This is a genomic window from Myxococcales bacterium (genome assembly GCA_023898405.1).
Classification (GTDB): Bacteria; Myxococcota; UBA727; order UBA727; family JABDBI01.
Map to the genome: position 1 here is coordinate 1,522,278 of CP060221.1, position 13,276 is coordinate 1,535,553.

The 13,276-nt window shown below is 41.1% G+C and carries 15 protein-coding genes and 1 tRNA gene; 12 read left to right on the plus strand and 4 right to left on the minus strand.

The genetic code is table 11. From position 1 onward, the window contains the following. Positions 1-55 precede the first annotated feature (55 nt). The 6 genes from H6731_06945 (at position 56) to H6731_06970 (ending at position 6,693) form a co-directional block, all read left to right on the plus strand. The gene (locus H6731_06945; protein USN50005.1) at positions 56-877 is read left to right on the plus strand and encodes a sterol desaturase family protein; all 822 of its coding nucleotides are present in this window, start codon (positions 56-58) and stop codon (positions 875-877) included. 329 nt (positions 878-1,206) lie between these two features. Next, complete coding sequence (locus H6731_06950) at positions 1,207-3,366, plus strand: sodium-translocating pyrophosphatase (protein ID USN50006.1); 2,160 nt, start codon at positions 1,207-1,209, stop codon at positions 3,364-3,366. A gap of 214 nt (positions 3,367-3,580) precedes the next feature. Next, positions 3,581-4,189: a 2,3-bisphosphoglycerate-dependent phosphoglycerate mutase gene (locus H6731_06955; GenBank protein USN50007.1), complete on the plus strand. Its 609-nt coding sequence runs from the start codon at positions 3,581-3,583 to the stop codon at positions 4,187-4,189. 37 nt (positions 4,190-4,226) lie between these two features. Beyond that, complete coding sequence (gene clpP, locus H6731_06960; GenBank protein USN50008.1) at positions 4,227-4,841, plus strand: ATP-dependent Clp endopeptidase proteolytic subunit ClpP; 615 nt, start codon at positions 4,227-4,229, stop codon at positions 4,839-4,841. A gap of 17 nt (positions 4,842-4,858) precedes the next feature. After that, positions 4,859-6,118 (plus strand): ATP-dependent Clp protease ATP-binding subunit ClpX, encoded by a 1,260-nt coding sequence (gene clpX, locus H6731_06965; protein ID USN50009.1) that lies wholly within the window; start codon positions 4,859-4,861, stop codon positions 6,116-6,118. A gap of 290 nt (positions 6,119-6,408) precedes the next feature. Next, entirely contained in the window at positions 6,409-6,693 is a 285-nt protein-coding gene (locus tag H6731_06970; GenBank protein ID USN50010.1) for an HU family DNA-binding protein, read from the plus strand. Between the two features lie 44 nt (positions 6,694-6,737). On the opposite strand, the gene H6731_06975 is transcribed toward H6731_06970, so the two are convergent. Further along, positions 6,738-6,813, minus strand: a tRNA-Val gene (locus tag H6731_06975). A gap of 144 nt (positions 6,814-6,957) precedes the next feature. Between H6731_06975 and H6731_06980 the strand changes: the two genes are divergently transcribed. The 4 genes from H6731_06980 to obgE all read left to right on the plus strand — a co-directional run bounded on the left by H6731_06980 (position 6,958) and on the right by obgE (position 10,374). Further along, positions 6,958-8,163: an acyl-CoA dehydrogenase family protein gene (locus tag H6731_06980; GenBank protein USN50011.1), complete on the plus strand. Its 1,206-nt coding sequence runs from the start codon at positions 6,958-6,960 to the stop codon at positions 8,161-8,163. A 3-nt stretch (positions 8,164-8,166) separates the two neighbouring features. Continuing rightward, a complete protein-coding gene (locus tag H6731_06985; protein USN50012.1) occupies positions 8,167-8,631 on the plus strand; it encodes a nucleoside deaminase in 465 nt (154 codons plus the stop codon). Positions 8,632-8,715: 84 nt separating this feature from the next. Next, positions 8,716-9,303 (plus strand): nucleotide exchange factor GrpE, encoded by a 588-nt coding sequence (gene grpE, locus H6731_06990; protein ID USN50013.1) that lies wholly within the window; start codon positions 8,716-8,718, stop codon positions 9,301-9,303. Between the two features lie 6 nt (positions 9,304-9,309). After that, a complete protein-coding gene (gene obgE / locus H6731_06995; GenBank protein ID USN50014.1) occupies positions 9,310-10,374 on the plus strand; it encodes a GTPase ObgE in 1,065 nt (354 codons plus the stop codon). 125 nt (positions 10,375-10,499) lie between these two features. Here obgE and H6731_07000 read toward each other — a convergent pair whose 3' ends face one another. After that, positions 10,500-10,958 carry a hypothetical protein gene (locus H6731_07000; protein ID USN50015.1) on the minus strand — a complete coding sequence of 153 codons (459 nt, stop codon included), beginning with the start codon at positions 10,956-10,958 and terminating at the stop codon, positions 10,500-10,502. Between the two features lie 181 nt (positions 10,959-11,139). Further along, entirely contained in the window at positions 11,140-11,454 is a 315-nt protein-coding gene (locus H6731_07005; protein USN50016.1) for a hypothetical protein, read from the minus strand. 278 nt (positions 11,455-11,732) lie between these two features. Here H6731_07005 and H6731_07010 point away from each other — a divergent pair, with 278 nt between their 5' ends. Together H6731_07010 and H6731_07015 are read left to right on the plus strand one after the other, a co-directional pair. Beyond that, complete coding sequence (locus H6731_07010) at positions 11,733-12,251, plus strand: hypothetical protein (protein ID USN50017.1); 519 nt, start codon at positions 11,733-11,735, stop codon at positions 12,249-12,251. A gap of 284 nt (positions 12,252-12,535) precedes the next feature. After that, the gene (locus tag H6731_07015; protein USN50018.1) at positions 12,536-12,781 is read left to right on the plus strand and encodes a hypothetical protein; all 246 of its coding nucleotides are present in this window, start codon (positions 12,536-12,538) and stop codon (positions 12,779-12,781) included. 14 nt (positions 12,782-12,795) lie between these two features. On the opposite strand, the gene H6731_07020 is transcribed toward H6731_07015, so the two are convergent. Next, positions 12,796-13,263, minus strand: a complete 468-nt coding sequence (locus H6731_07020; GenBank protein ID USN50019.1) for a nucleoside deaminase — start codon at positions 13,261-13,263, stop codon at positions 12,796-12,798. Positions 13,264-13,276 lie beyond the last annotated feature (13 nt).

Genomic DNA, 13,276 nt, shown 5'->3' on the forward strand with positions numbered 1-13,276 from the left:
ACAAAAATTCGCCCTCGTTGCTATCACCTGTAAACACTAAAGCGGGGGCGAAATTGTGTTTGACATCAATAATATCGAGGTGTTCGCCAAATCTATAGGCAACATGACACTCTTTTTAACAGCTTTTGCTGTTATCCAATCTTTTATTATCATTGCGCTTGGGCGTAGAAAAAAAACTGAGACCATGTGCAATATAGGTGTTTATTTCGGCTATTTTTTTATTAAGCGTTTTTTGACTATAGGATTCACCCTCGGTGGTCTTGCATTGGTTTATCACTATAAAATTTTTAATTTTGAAACGAATTTTAGCAATTTGTTGTTCTGCGTGTTTTTGGCAGATTTTCTTTATTATTGGAAACATCGCCTCGAACATGAAATTAGAGTATTGTGGGTGGCTCATAGTGTGCATCATAGTTCAAGCGAATTTAATTTATCAACAGCTCTTCGCTTGCCATGGCTGACGCCATTTTACGCATGGATAGCCTATGCACCTTTAGCTCTTCTGGGTTTTCATCCGTGGATGGTGGTAAGCGCGAGTACTATTGTTCTTGCCTATCAGTTTTTGATTCATACCCAGTGCATTGGAAATCTGGGTATCTTAGAATATTTTCTCAACACACCTTCCAATCACCGCGTGCACCATGGCAGCAACAAATGTTACTTAGATCGAAATTATGGCGGTATTTTAATAATCTGGGATCAGATTTTTAAAACCTATGCGAAAGAAAAAGTGAAGGTAAAATATGGTATTACCCACGATATTGGCACTGCTAATCCAGTGTTTGTTAACAGTGTTGACGTGAAAAACTTTATTGTCGACGTTTTAAAAAGCAAAAGTATCAAAGGAGCTCTAAAAGTTATATGTGGTAGGCCATAGCTGCTGAAGATCTACAGGCTGCTAATAAGTTTTACTTAGTAGCGAGCCAAAAAAAAACTGCCTATGTCCTCGCAGTTGACCCATAAGAACTTATCCGTTAACCGGTAATAAACTTTGAATAGTTTTAGCTCTGTTTAAGCTAATACAACCTCGTGGTATTTTACCTAAATTTTTTTGCTCCAAATTATTTGGTTGTCCAAGAGAAATTTTGGAATTTATTTGAAAGATGAAGATAAAAAAACCGCTTAAAAAGGTTGCGCTAGAGTTTTTCTGGATGTTTAAACATAGCTGAAGTTGAATAGCTTCTAATATTTTACGGAGTGAAATGGATGGAAACAATTTTGTTTGTAGCCCCGGTGGTAGGGCTTTTGGCTCTTATTTTTGCTGGGATAAAGAGTTATCGCATCAATGCTCAAGATGCTGGAAATGCTCGCATGGTGGAAATCTCTCAAGCCATTAGAGAAGGAGCAATGGCTTTTTTGAAACGAGAGTACAAACTTTTGTTTTACTTCGTTGTAGCAATCTCGGCTTGTTTAGCATTGTCTCACTGGGGTAAACCAGTTTTTATGTTGCAGGCAACAGCTTTTGCCGCGGGCGCTTTTTGCTCAGGGTTAGCTGGTTTTTTTGGAATGCGCGTTGCTACTGCGGCAAATGTGCGTACAACTGCAGCTGCGCGTACGAGCTTATCCAAGGCTTTAAATATCGCTTTTTCTGGCGGTACCGTCATGGGAATGTCGGTTGTGGGCTTGGGCGTATTGGGACTAAGCCTCTTATTTATTTTGTACCAATCAATTCCTGCTTTATCTGGTGACAGTCATATTGAAGATGTGCTGATGATCATCTCTGGATTTTCCATGGGCGCTTCATCCATCGCTTTATTTGCTCGAGTGGGTGGAGGAATTTTTACTAAAGCAGCCGATGTCGGAGCAGATTTGGTAGGAAAAGTTGAGGCCGGTATTCCTGAAGATGATCCGCGAAACCCTGCTGTGATTGCCGACAATGTTGGTGACAATGTTGGCGATGTTGCTGGTATGGGGGCAGATTTATTTGAATCTTATGTCGGTGCTATTGTCTCTTCAATGATCATCGGTGCAACCTTAGCGACGGTGAGATTTGCCAATGGAAATATCGAACAGTTTGAACCTACTTTAGTATTCGTCTATCTGCCGCTGATCTTAGCGTCTATTGGAATTATTGCATCTATTCTTGGAACTGTTTGGGTGCGAACTTCTGAGAATGGAAATCCACAAACTGCGCTCAACATGGGAACTTATTCTGCAGGTTTTTTGATGTTGGTGGGCGCAGCTGCGGCGATTCATCTTTTGGTTCCTGATTGGTTCTATGTGCCAGGCAGTCAAGTGATTTACCAAAAATGGGGGCTCTTTGGCGCCATGGCAGCAGGATTAATTTCAGGCGTGGGAGTTGGTTTTATCACCGAATACTACTGCGCAAAAAATCGTGCACCAGTAAATGAAATTGTTGCTGCATGCGGAACAGGATCAGCGACAACTGTGATTTCAGGTATGGCGGTTGGAATGAGATCAACAGGTATACCTATTTTGTTGATCGCTGCTGCTATTATTGCTGCTTATCAAATCGCTGGTATGTATGGAATTGCTATTGCAGCTCTCGGTATGCTTTCAACCACTGGTATTCAGCTGGCTGTTGATGCTTATGGTCCTATTGCTGATAATGCCGGCGGTATCGCTGAGATGGCAGGGCTCGATCCAAAAGTACGCGAGCGCACTGATAATCTTGATGCGGTTGGAAATACCACTGCAGCCATAGGAAAAGGTTTTGCGATTGGCTCAGCAGCTCTTACCGCATTGGCATTGTTTGGTGCCTATCAAACTCAAATAGGTTTGGCATTTGGCAAAACTCCATCTGAAATCGTCATTGATATTAGTCGTCCTCATGTGATGGCGGGACTTTTTGTTGGGGCCATGTTGCCATTCTTGTTTTCTTCGATGGCGATGAAAGCGGTTGGAAATGCTGCATTTAAAATGATTCAAGAAGTTCGTCGCCAGTTTAGAGAAATTCCTGGGTTGATGGAAGGAAATGCTCATGCTGATCATGCGCGCTGCGTTGATATTTCTACTCAAGCAGCCATCAGAGAGATGGTGAACCCTGGAATATTGGCAATTTTGGTGCCGGTGATTGCTGGTCTTTTGGACCGCACGGGACTTATCTTGGGCGGTGTTTTGGCTGGCGCCACATCCTCAGGAGTTTTGTTGGCAATTTTCATGTCCAATTCAGGTGGGGCATGGGATAACGCCAAGAAACAGATCGAAGAAGAACCAAAAAATATTGCAGAAAATCACGGAAAAGGATCTGAACGGCATGCTGCAGCTGTAACTGGTGATACTATTGGCGATCCATTTAAAGATACTTCTGGCCCGTCGCTCAATATTTTGATCAAGCTCATGAGTGTGGTTGCTTTGGTTATTGCTCCCCTGGTAGCTCAATATGGACTCGATATCTTTGGCTAATTTTTTTTGCTAAAAGTTCTACTACATAAATATTTTTTGGTGGTAGCGATGGGCTTTGCGAAATATTTTTTGCAAAGCCCAATTAATTTTTTTTGGAAAAAACAAGTTTAAATAATTTATGAAGCTTGTTTGCATAACTTGGATCAACCCCTTAGGTTCTTTAACAATGAAATTCTTCACAAAATTAGGTGGATAAAGAAGCTAAGGAGGCACAATGGGCGGCGTTTTAATCCTCATCCGTCATGGACAATCTGAGTGGAATCAGAAAAATATTTTTACAGGATTTGTCGATGTAAGGTTGAGTGAACAAGGTCGTATGGAAGCTTTGCGTGCCAAAGAATCCTTGAAGTCCTATAGCTTTGATGCAGTTTTTTGCTCTGCATTAATAAGAGCTCAAGAGACTGCAAGAATTATTTTGGAGGGCAGGGTTCCCAAGGAATATTATTGTAATCAGGCACTTAACGAGCGCCACTATGGTGACTTGCAAGGGCAGAATAAGGATGAAATAAGAGAGAAATATGGGGCTGAACAGGTTCAAATATGGCGTCGCAGCTTTGATGTGCGTCCCCCCAACGGTGAAAGTTTAAAAGATACATGTGCCCGAGTAATTCCTTATTATTTAAAGGAAATTGAACCTCGAGTAAGAGCCGGAAAAACTGTTTTGGTATCGGCCCATGGCAATTCATTGCGGGCCTTAATCAAGCATTTAGAAAAAATTTCTGATGAAAATATTGTCAAGTTGGAGATTGCGACCGGAGTGCCGATTATTTATCATCTTGATGATAATGGGGCGGTTGTTAATAAAGTTATAGTCAAACCCTAAAGTGTCTAATTTAAGTTCTAAAAGAGGATCAGCAAAAATGAGTGAAAAAATATATTCTTACTATCCCCCTACCGTCATAGAGCAAACACCTCGAGGTGAAAGAGCTTACGATATTTGGTCGCGTTTATTAAAAGACCGAATCATCTTTCTTGGCGCTACGGTTGAGGATCAGATTGCCAATTCTATTGTTGCTCAGCTCTTGTTTTTGGAAAGCGAAGATCCCGAAAAAGATATTGTTATGTATATAAACTCTCCAGGCGGAGTGGTGAATTCAGGGCTCGCTATTTATGATGCTATGCAATACGTAAAGTGCGATGTGTCTACTGTGTGCGTGGGAATGTGCGCGTCGATGGCGGCGGTTCTGTTGGCGGCAGGAGCAAAGGGAAAACGCTATATTTTGCCTCATAGCCGAGTAATGTTACATCAGCCTCACGGTGGTGCTCGAGGGCAGGCAACCGATATAGAGATTACTACTCGAGAAATGCTCAAAATAAAAGAAATGAACAATGGTATTTTGTCTCATCATACGGGACAGCCGATTGAAAAAATAAAGCTTGATTTAGAAAGAGACTTTTATATGGGTGCCAATGAGGCCATTGAATATGGCGTTGTTGATAAAGTGGTTGAACGGCACGCTGTTCCCAAAAAATAATATTAGGTAGGTTTTTTGTGAATAATAAAAAAGATGCGGTGCTGTTATGCTCTTTCTGTGGAAAGTCTCAGCGCGAAGTAAAAAAAATGGTGGCAGGTCCATCCGTCTATATTTGTGAAGAGTGTATTTCTCTTTGCAATGAGATTATTGCCTCTGACGAAGAGGGAGCTGCATTTGAATCGAAAAAACCTGAACTTTTGAAGCCCTCTGAGATCAAGGCTGTACTGGATAGTCATATCATTGGTCAGGAGCGAGCGAAAAAAGTTCTGTCGGTTGCAGTTCATAATCATTTCAAGCGTATATTCTCTCCGCTCGATACCAGCGATGTAGAACTGCAAAAAAGCAATATATTGCTAATTGGTCCAACTGGATCAGGTAAAACCTTGCTCGCACAAAGTTTGGCCAATCTTCTACATGTACCTTTCACCATCGCTGATGCAACGTGTCTTACCGAAGCCGGCTATGTCGGTGAAGATGTTGAAAGCATTATTGCCAACCTACTTAACGCTGCCAATGGCGACGTTAAACTTGCAGAGCGTGGAATTGTCTATATCGATGAGATCGACAAAATTACGCGCAGGGGTGAAAATCCAAGTATTACGCGGGATGTGTCGGGTGAGGGAGTTCAGCAAGCCTTACTTAAAATTATTGAAGGCAGTGTTTGCAATGTTCCTCCTCGTGGGGGCAGAAAGCATCCCCATCAAGAACTTATAAAAGTTGATACATCACAAATTTTATTTATTTGTGGGGGAGCATTTTCTGGTTTAGAAAACGTTATTGCCTCGCGTATTGGTAAAAAGGGTTTGGGTTTTGGTTCGACTCACAAGAATCAAGAAAAAAAAGTAAACCTAGCTCACGAAGTCACAACTCAAGATTTATTGCGTTTTGGTTTAATTCCTGAGTTTATTGGGCGTTTGCCTGTCTGGGCAGTTTTGGATGCCCTAGATGAGGAAGCTTTGATCAAGGTTTTGGAAGAACCAAAAAATTCAATAACCAAACAGTACTGCCGCCTTTTTGAGCTCGACGGGGTACAGTTGCGTTTCACTAAAGAAGCTCTCATAGCTGCGGCCAGAAAAGCGTGCGAAAAGAAAACAGGAGCCCGTGGCTTGAGAGGAATTTTTGAGTCGGCAATGCTCAACGTCATGTTTGATATACCGAGTCAAGAAGGTGTACGAGAGGTGGTGTTCAATGAACGAGCTATATTAAAAAAAGAGCCGCCTCTTATTGTTATGGGAGAAAAAAATACTGCAAAAAAGAAAAATGAAGACAAAAAATAATGTTAGCCAGTTATCTAAAGTGTGTTTTAAAGCAGAAGAATATTTATTTGGTTATTAGAACATCTTGATTGGGTACCAAGTACTCATTTTGGTTTTAGCTATTAAAAAAAATCTCAATGAACTACATTTTTGTGCCATAAAAAGAGAAAGGTTATTGCAATTTGCACATTTTTCTAGGCAAATGCCATAATCCTGATAGCTGTCGTCGCTTGCGCATGTGTTATGATGCAAGTATTGGTGCACTACTAAATGCCCTTGACGGCAAAAAACTATATTAAGAGGAGAGGTCAATGACTAAACAAGAACTAATCGATTTCGTGTGTAAACATCAGAAAAATGTAACAAAGAAAACCGCAACTGAAATTACAGAAGCAGTTTTTGAAGCTATGCAGCACAGCATCAAAACCAGTGAAAAATTTTCTTTCCCTGGTTTTGGAACTTTTCAACTTCGTTCTAGAAAAGCTCGTACTGGTCGTGACCCTCGTACAGGGGAAACAATTAAAATCAAAGCTTCACGTACTGTAGGTTTCCGTCCTGCAAAACGATTCAAGGAAATGCTTACAGCTAAAAAGTAATAGTTCTTTGGAAAAGAAAAAAGCCTCGTAATGAGGCTTTTTTTTGGTGGTCCCGGCAAGACTCGAACTTGCGACCTCCACCTTGTAAGGGTGGCACTCTACCAACTGAGTTACAAGACCTTGGCAGTTATTTCGCTCTCATAGATGGCAAATTTATTCTTATCAAGTAGGGTAAGGAAAAAAAATTATTTTTAATATTTTTCGTGATTTTCATAGAAAATGGTTTTGAGTGGCACTTAAACCGAACTAATAGGAGAGCACGCTATGCTGAATAAAGAGCGCGTAAGTATTTTTTCACCAACCCAGGAGCACGATTTATTGCGTCGCACAGTACGGCGTTTTGCTCAAGAACGTCTTTCGGTAGGGGCTCTGGAGCGTGATGTTAAAGAATATTTTGATGTGAATCTTTTTCGTGAACTAGGCCACATTGGGCTTTTGGGTATCACGGCGCCCGAATCTTTTGGGGGATCCCAGATGGATGCCAGCGCTGCTGTTTTGGTGCATGAAGAACTTTCGGCTGTAGATCCTGGCTTTTGTTTGGCGTATTTGGCCCACTCAATGCTATGCGTAAACAATATTGCTATCAATGCTAGCGATGAACAAAAGAAACGATATTTACCTAAACTTTGTTCTGGGGAGTGGATTGGCGCCATGGCTATGTCAGAGCCTGAAGTAGGTACTGATGTGTTGGGAATTGGCTGTAGGGCTGAAAGGTGTGAGTCGAGCTTTATCATCAATGGAAGAAAGATGTGGATCACAAATGGTGTGATAGATAATAGCTCTAATAAACCTGATGTCTTATTTTTATATGCAAAGACTAGTGAGTCTTGTGCAAAGAAAAATATATCTTCATTTATTATTGATGGCGCTCAAGAAGGTTATAAAGTTGGGCAGCATTTGAAACATAAACTGGGAATGCGCGCTTCAAATACCGCAGAGCTAGTTTTTGAAGATTGTGTAGTGCCCGCTGAGCAGTTGGTTGGTCAAGAAGGTGATTCTCTGGTTCATCTTATGCGCAACCTCGAAGTTGAGCGATTAACTTTAGCTGCAATGAGTTTGGGAATAGCTCGTCGCTGTTTAGAGATAATGAATAATTATGCCAAAGAAAGAGAAGCTTTCGGTGTGCCTATCAACAAGTTTGGACAGATTCAAAAATATATCGCCGAAAGCTATGCAAAATATAAAGCATGTCGAGCCTATGTTTACAATGTCGCTTATCATGCTGATCTTTCTCAGGCACATGGCCGGATTGATAGCGATGGGGTGAAGCTTGTAACTTCTACGGTGGCCAAAGAAATTGCCGATGCTGCGATTCAGGTACTTGGTGGTTATGGCTACATGGGAGAGTATGTTGTCGAGCGTTTATGGCGAGATGCAAAATTATTGGAGATCGGTGGCGGAACGCTTGAAGCTCATCAAAAAAATATGTGCTCTGATTTGGCAAAAAAACCATCGATGATTTTTGAATAATTTATGAATCATGAATATTTTATGTCGCAAGCTTTAAAGCAAGCCACTATAGCTCGTGATTTGGGAGAAGTTCCCGTTGGTGCGGTAGTAGTCATTGAGGGTTCCATCGTAGCTCAGGCTTATAATCGGCGTGAGCTATTAAGCTCAAGTTTAGAACATGCCGAGATCAGCGCTCTTGAGCAAGCATGTAAAAAATTAGGCCGTTGGCGCTTAAGTGATGCCACACTTTATTCAACCCTTGAGCCGTGTGTTATGTGTGCCGGGGCACTGTGGCAAAGCCGCATAGCACAGGTGGTGTATGGTGCAAAAGATAGTAAATTCGGGGGGATAGAGAGTCTCTATCAGATTGGTGCGGATGAACGTCTAAACCACCAATTTTCCTGTATTAATGGTGTGCTAGAGCAAGAGTGCGCTGAAATAATGACTAAATTTTTTGCGGATCTTCGCGCGCGCAAAAGAAAGCTCTAGGTGTGACCACGCCATCCCCTATTGTCTAAAACACTGAGAAGTTTAGAATTGAGTGCGGATAGAAGGGCTCATGAGGTGGCTGTAATGAATGAAAACATTAATGAAAATCTAGACCCACAGACTGGCGGAAAAATTATGACTGATAACAAGAATGATGAAACACAAAATGAATATTTAAAGGGTGATATCAACTCTGATAGTCAGGCTCAAGAAGCAAGTGTTGAAGATAAATTGACAGCCGAACTTAAGCAGACTCATGAAAAATTGTTGCGGGTAGCTGCTGAGTTTGAAAACTATAAAAAAATATCTCAACGAGAACAAATGAACAGCATTAAATTTGCCAATGAAAATTTGGTGCTCAACCTTTTGCCGGTAATGGACAATCTTGAGCAGGCGGTTACTGCCGCTAAGAAAAGCGATAACGCTAAAGATGTGGTGATTGGTGTTGAGATGGTTCTCAAGCAAATGAGCGAAGTGTTGGAAAAATTTGGTGTGCAATTTTTCTCTACCCACGGAGAAAATTTTGATCCTGCGCGCCACGAAGCCTTGAGTGAGCGTGAAGATGATAATGTTGAGCCAGGTACCGTTGTTGAGCAACTACAAAAGGGTTGTTTGTTGAACGGTCGGTTATTGCGTGCAGCTCGTGTGGTTGTTTCTAAGAAATCTGAGTAAATAAAAATGCGTTTTGTTGATGAAGCCAAGATAAAAATAAAAGCTGGTGACGGTGGTGCCGGTATAATTGCTTGGCGCAGGGAAAAATTTGTACCGATGGGTGGGCCTGCTGGTGGTAATGGTGGGCGCGGTGGTGATGTTGTTTTTATTGCTGATGAAGGCATGAACTCGCTGCTTGATATCAAAGGTCATTCGATTATTTCCGCCAAAAATGGCTCTAAGGGAGAGTCAAAAAATAAAACTGGACGTCATGCGCCTGAACGCCTTATCAATGTTCCGGTGGGCACTATTATCAAAGATAAAGAAAACGGCTGGCAACACGATCTTAAGCATCATGGGCAACGTGTAGTTGTGTGTCGAGGTGGCGACGGGGGTTTTGGTAACTCTCATTTCAAATCTCGTTTTTGTAGCGCTCCTGATAAAGCCACCGTTGGACAAAAAGGCGAAGAGAAAGAGTTATTTGTCACATTAAAATTGATGGCTGATGTTGGACTTTTGGGTTTTCCCAATGCAGGAAAATCGACCCTTCTTACTCACATGAGCAATGCGCGACCAAAAGTTGCCGATTATCCATTTACGACCCTTAAACCCATGGTTGGCGTATGTGAGATAGATTTGGGGCGGGCAATGGTGGTTGCTGATATTCCTGGACTCATAGAAGGAGCTTCTTTAGGGGTTGGTCTCGGTTCGCGATTTTTACGCCACCTTGAGCGCGTAAGAGTTTTATGTCACCTGATAGATGCGTGTTCAGAAGAAAGTCTGATTAAGCGCTATGAGACTATCAATCAAGAGCTTGAAAATTACAGCCAAGAGCTTTCTTCGCTTCCTCAGATTGTAGCGATCAATAAACTTGATAGTGTCGATGACGAACAGTTAAAAGAAGTAGAAAATTTTGAAAGCCATCTTAAAAACTGTGGCATCAGCTCTTTTCGTATCAGCGCTCTGCAAGGCAAGGGGCTTAGGGAGCTTAAAGAAGAGCTTTATAAGAAGGTAAAGAATATTCATCAAATATGCGATGAAAAACCAGAGCACAAAAGCCACTTTGACCCTATGGCAAAGCTTTACGCATAAATAAAAGGCCCTCTTAGGGCCTTTTATCAATTCCAGAAGTCAGAGCCTTTAATTTCGTTGCGAGAGTTAAAGTGTTAAAGGCTCACTTAATTTCTGGGATTAGTAGCGCTCATTTATTTCCGACTTTATTCTGGAATAGGAGCGTCAGCCTTTAGACCCAGCTTATTTCTAATAGCGCTATTAACAGCTTCATTTACTGCAGCGCCACCAGCATTGATCATCTCAGTTGTGATGCCAGCGATAGCGTCAGTCACGCCAAATCTTTCAGCGAGTGCAGCAGCGCTTTTAAAACCGGCCTTTGCTAAGTCTGCAGCTGTTTTAAGGCCAGCTAAGGTCTTACCAAAAAATCCTTTGATTCCGCTGGTTAGTGTACTGAGTCCACTGCTTACTGTGTCTTTGATGCTGCTAAGAGTATCTTTGAGAAAAAGATCGAGGTTTGCTTCATTGAGCTCCAAGCCTTGTTGGTTCATAGCGTTTTCTAACACGGCTATTTCTTGATCGCTGAACCGATCAAGATAAGAGCTATCGGCTGAAAAAAGGTTAATTCCTAGAAAAACAGTTGATATTGTCAGTAATAATTTCATTTTTTTCTCCATTTCTATAGATATGAGCGGCAAATATGATGCCGCTAAAGTATCTAACTATTTTTGATCTGAAGTGCACGATTATTGATTGTAAGGAGTTTTTCGTTGAATCATTTGGTGAAAAAAACCTGCGAAAATGCAGGTTTTTTATTAGAAAGGCAGAGGTTTCGCCTAAGGATCCTTATTGTCCGCCGCCTAATTTTGAGGTGAAGTGGCCTACAGCACTTTCAGCAGCAGCGCCCGCAGCAGAAGAAAGTGCTTCTGTTCCAGCCTCTACAACAGTCTTAGCAATACCCTTGCCAATTTCTACAACTTTTTGGAATGTATCAAGAAGAAAGGTATCAAGGTTTGCTTCATTTAGCTCTAAGCCCTGATCAGCCATGGCATTTTCCAATTGTGCAATTTCTTGGTCATTCAGCTGATTCAGGAGGTCCATGTTATTGGAAAACAGATTGATGCTTACTAACATCGTTGATATCAATAATAAAATTTTCATTTGAACTCCATTTTAATATAATTTAGGCAAGAAGCCTGCTCACTGAGTCAATTGTATTCACAACTGTCAGTCAGTTCATGAGATTTTAATTTTATAGTAGTAAAATCATGTAAGTTCATAATTAAAAAGTTCTAATTTTTATCTCGTGTAAGTAGATCTCTAGCAAAGATCATGCGTGATTACGATTTTTTTCTTTGTTATAAGTAAAAAGACTAAAAAAAATATAATTTTTTAGTTTAATTGTTATTGAATAACACAATTGATAATGGAGATTAATAATGAAAAATATTGTAGTTACAATGGCTGTAAGTTTAGGGCTATTGATGGGAGCTTCGGTTCGTGCTGACAGTGGGCTCAATCTTCGAGATGGTGCTGCAGACAATCAAATTCTAACAGGTATTGCGGCAACTATTGGTGGCGCAGCGCTTACTGCTGGTGTTGGTGCTTTGGTAAGTACAGGCGTTGGTCTTGTAGGAAGTCTTATCGGCAAACTGTTAAGCAAAGGTGTTGAACCAGAACAAGCCAAAAAAATGGCTGAAGGTATAATTCTTGATGCTGCTAATAATGCGGTATTGGAAGAGTCAGTAGCAGCAGCAGCGAATGGTTTGCAGAACGATATGAATCTTGATGTAAGTGCTTCTGATTACATGATGATGAAACCAGCAATGGCGAGTGGTCATGCACCAAGATCACTTGAAGAAGTTTTCCAAAATGCTGGTGTATCTCCAGACATAGCTCAAAGAGTTGCAGAAAGAACAAGACTAAAATTGAAAGCTTTTAATAAAGTTATCGAGTAAATTTACCGTATTTTTTACGGCCGGTGTGGATCCCGAATAGGAATATTTGGGATTTTTTTATGTGGCAGAGCCTAATTTTTTTTGCTTTTTGTTGTTTGGCTCATAATAATAAAATGAGTAATTGCTATTTAAAATATTTTTGTTGAGCACCGACTTAGTCGGTGTTTTTTTATGTGGCATAAGGTATTGAAATGTCACCGCTATTTTTAGATCTTCTAGTAAAAATGCTGGCCTAGCTTCGTGCTGATAGTTAGGAATAAGCCTCGTATATTTGGGGGCGGCCAATGAAAAAATTTCTATTATTGAGTTCATGCGGTATTTTGCTTGCCACAATGCTGGGTGCGGCAGGCACTCTCTTTGGTAACTCAAAAGCTCAGCTCATTGAAATTCCGCTCCCGCAATGCGGCGAAAGCTCGGATTTTATTGATTCCATTGAGAAGAGCTGCAGTGGCAAGATCGAGGAAGAAAAACTACATGGAGAATTATTTTTACGCTCTCTCCAGAAAAAGCGCCGCATGGTTTTGGTTTAGGGACCATTAAGGCATTAATAGTGAGTTTTATTGGCTTTTTGCTGCCACAGATCAAAAACTTTGACTGAGTCTTTTTGTAAAAGTTGATTCATGGGAATCTTTCTTTTTTCTAAGTCTTTTTTTATTTCTTCATAAAAAAAGTGATCATCAAAACCAATTTTTGCAGCATCTTCCCTGCTTGCAGCAAAGTAGATGCTATCGATCCTTGACCAATAAATTGCACCCAAACACATGGGGCATGGCTCGCAGCTGGTGTAAATTTGACATTCGCGCAGTGAAAAATCATTCAATCGAGAACACGCTTGGCGGATTGCTACTATTTCTGCATGAGCGGTTGGGTCAAATGTTGAGGTGACGCGATTTGAGCCTGTGCTTATTATTTCTTCGTTCTTGACGATCACAGCACCGAATGGCCCGCCATAGTTATGATCCATCCCGTAATGTGCTTGTTCTATTGCAGCTTTCATAAATTTTTCATGCATAATCTACCCCCTT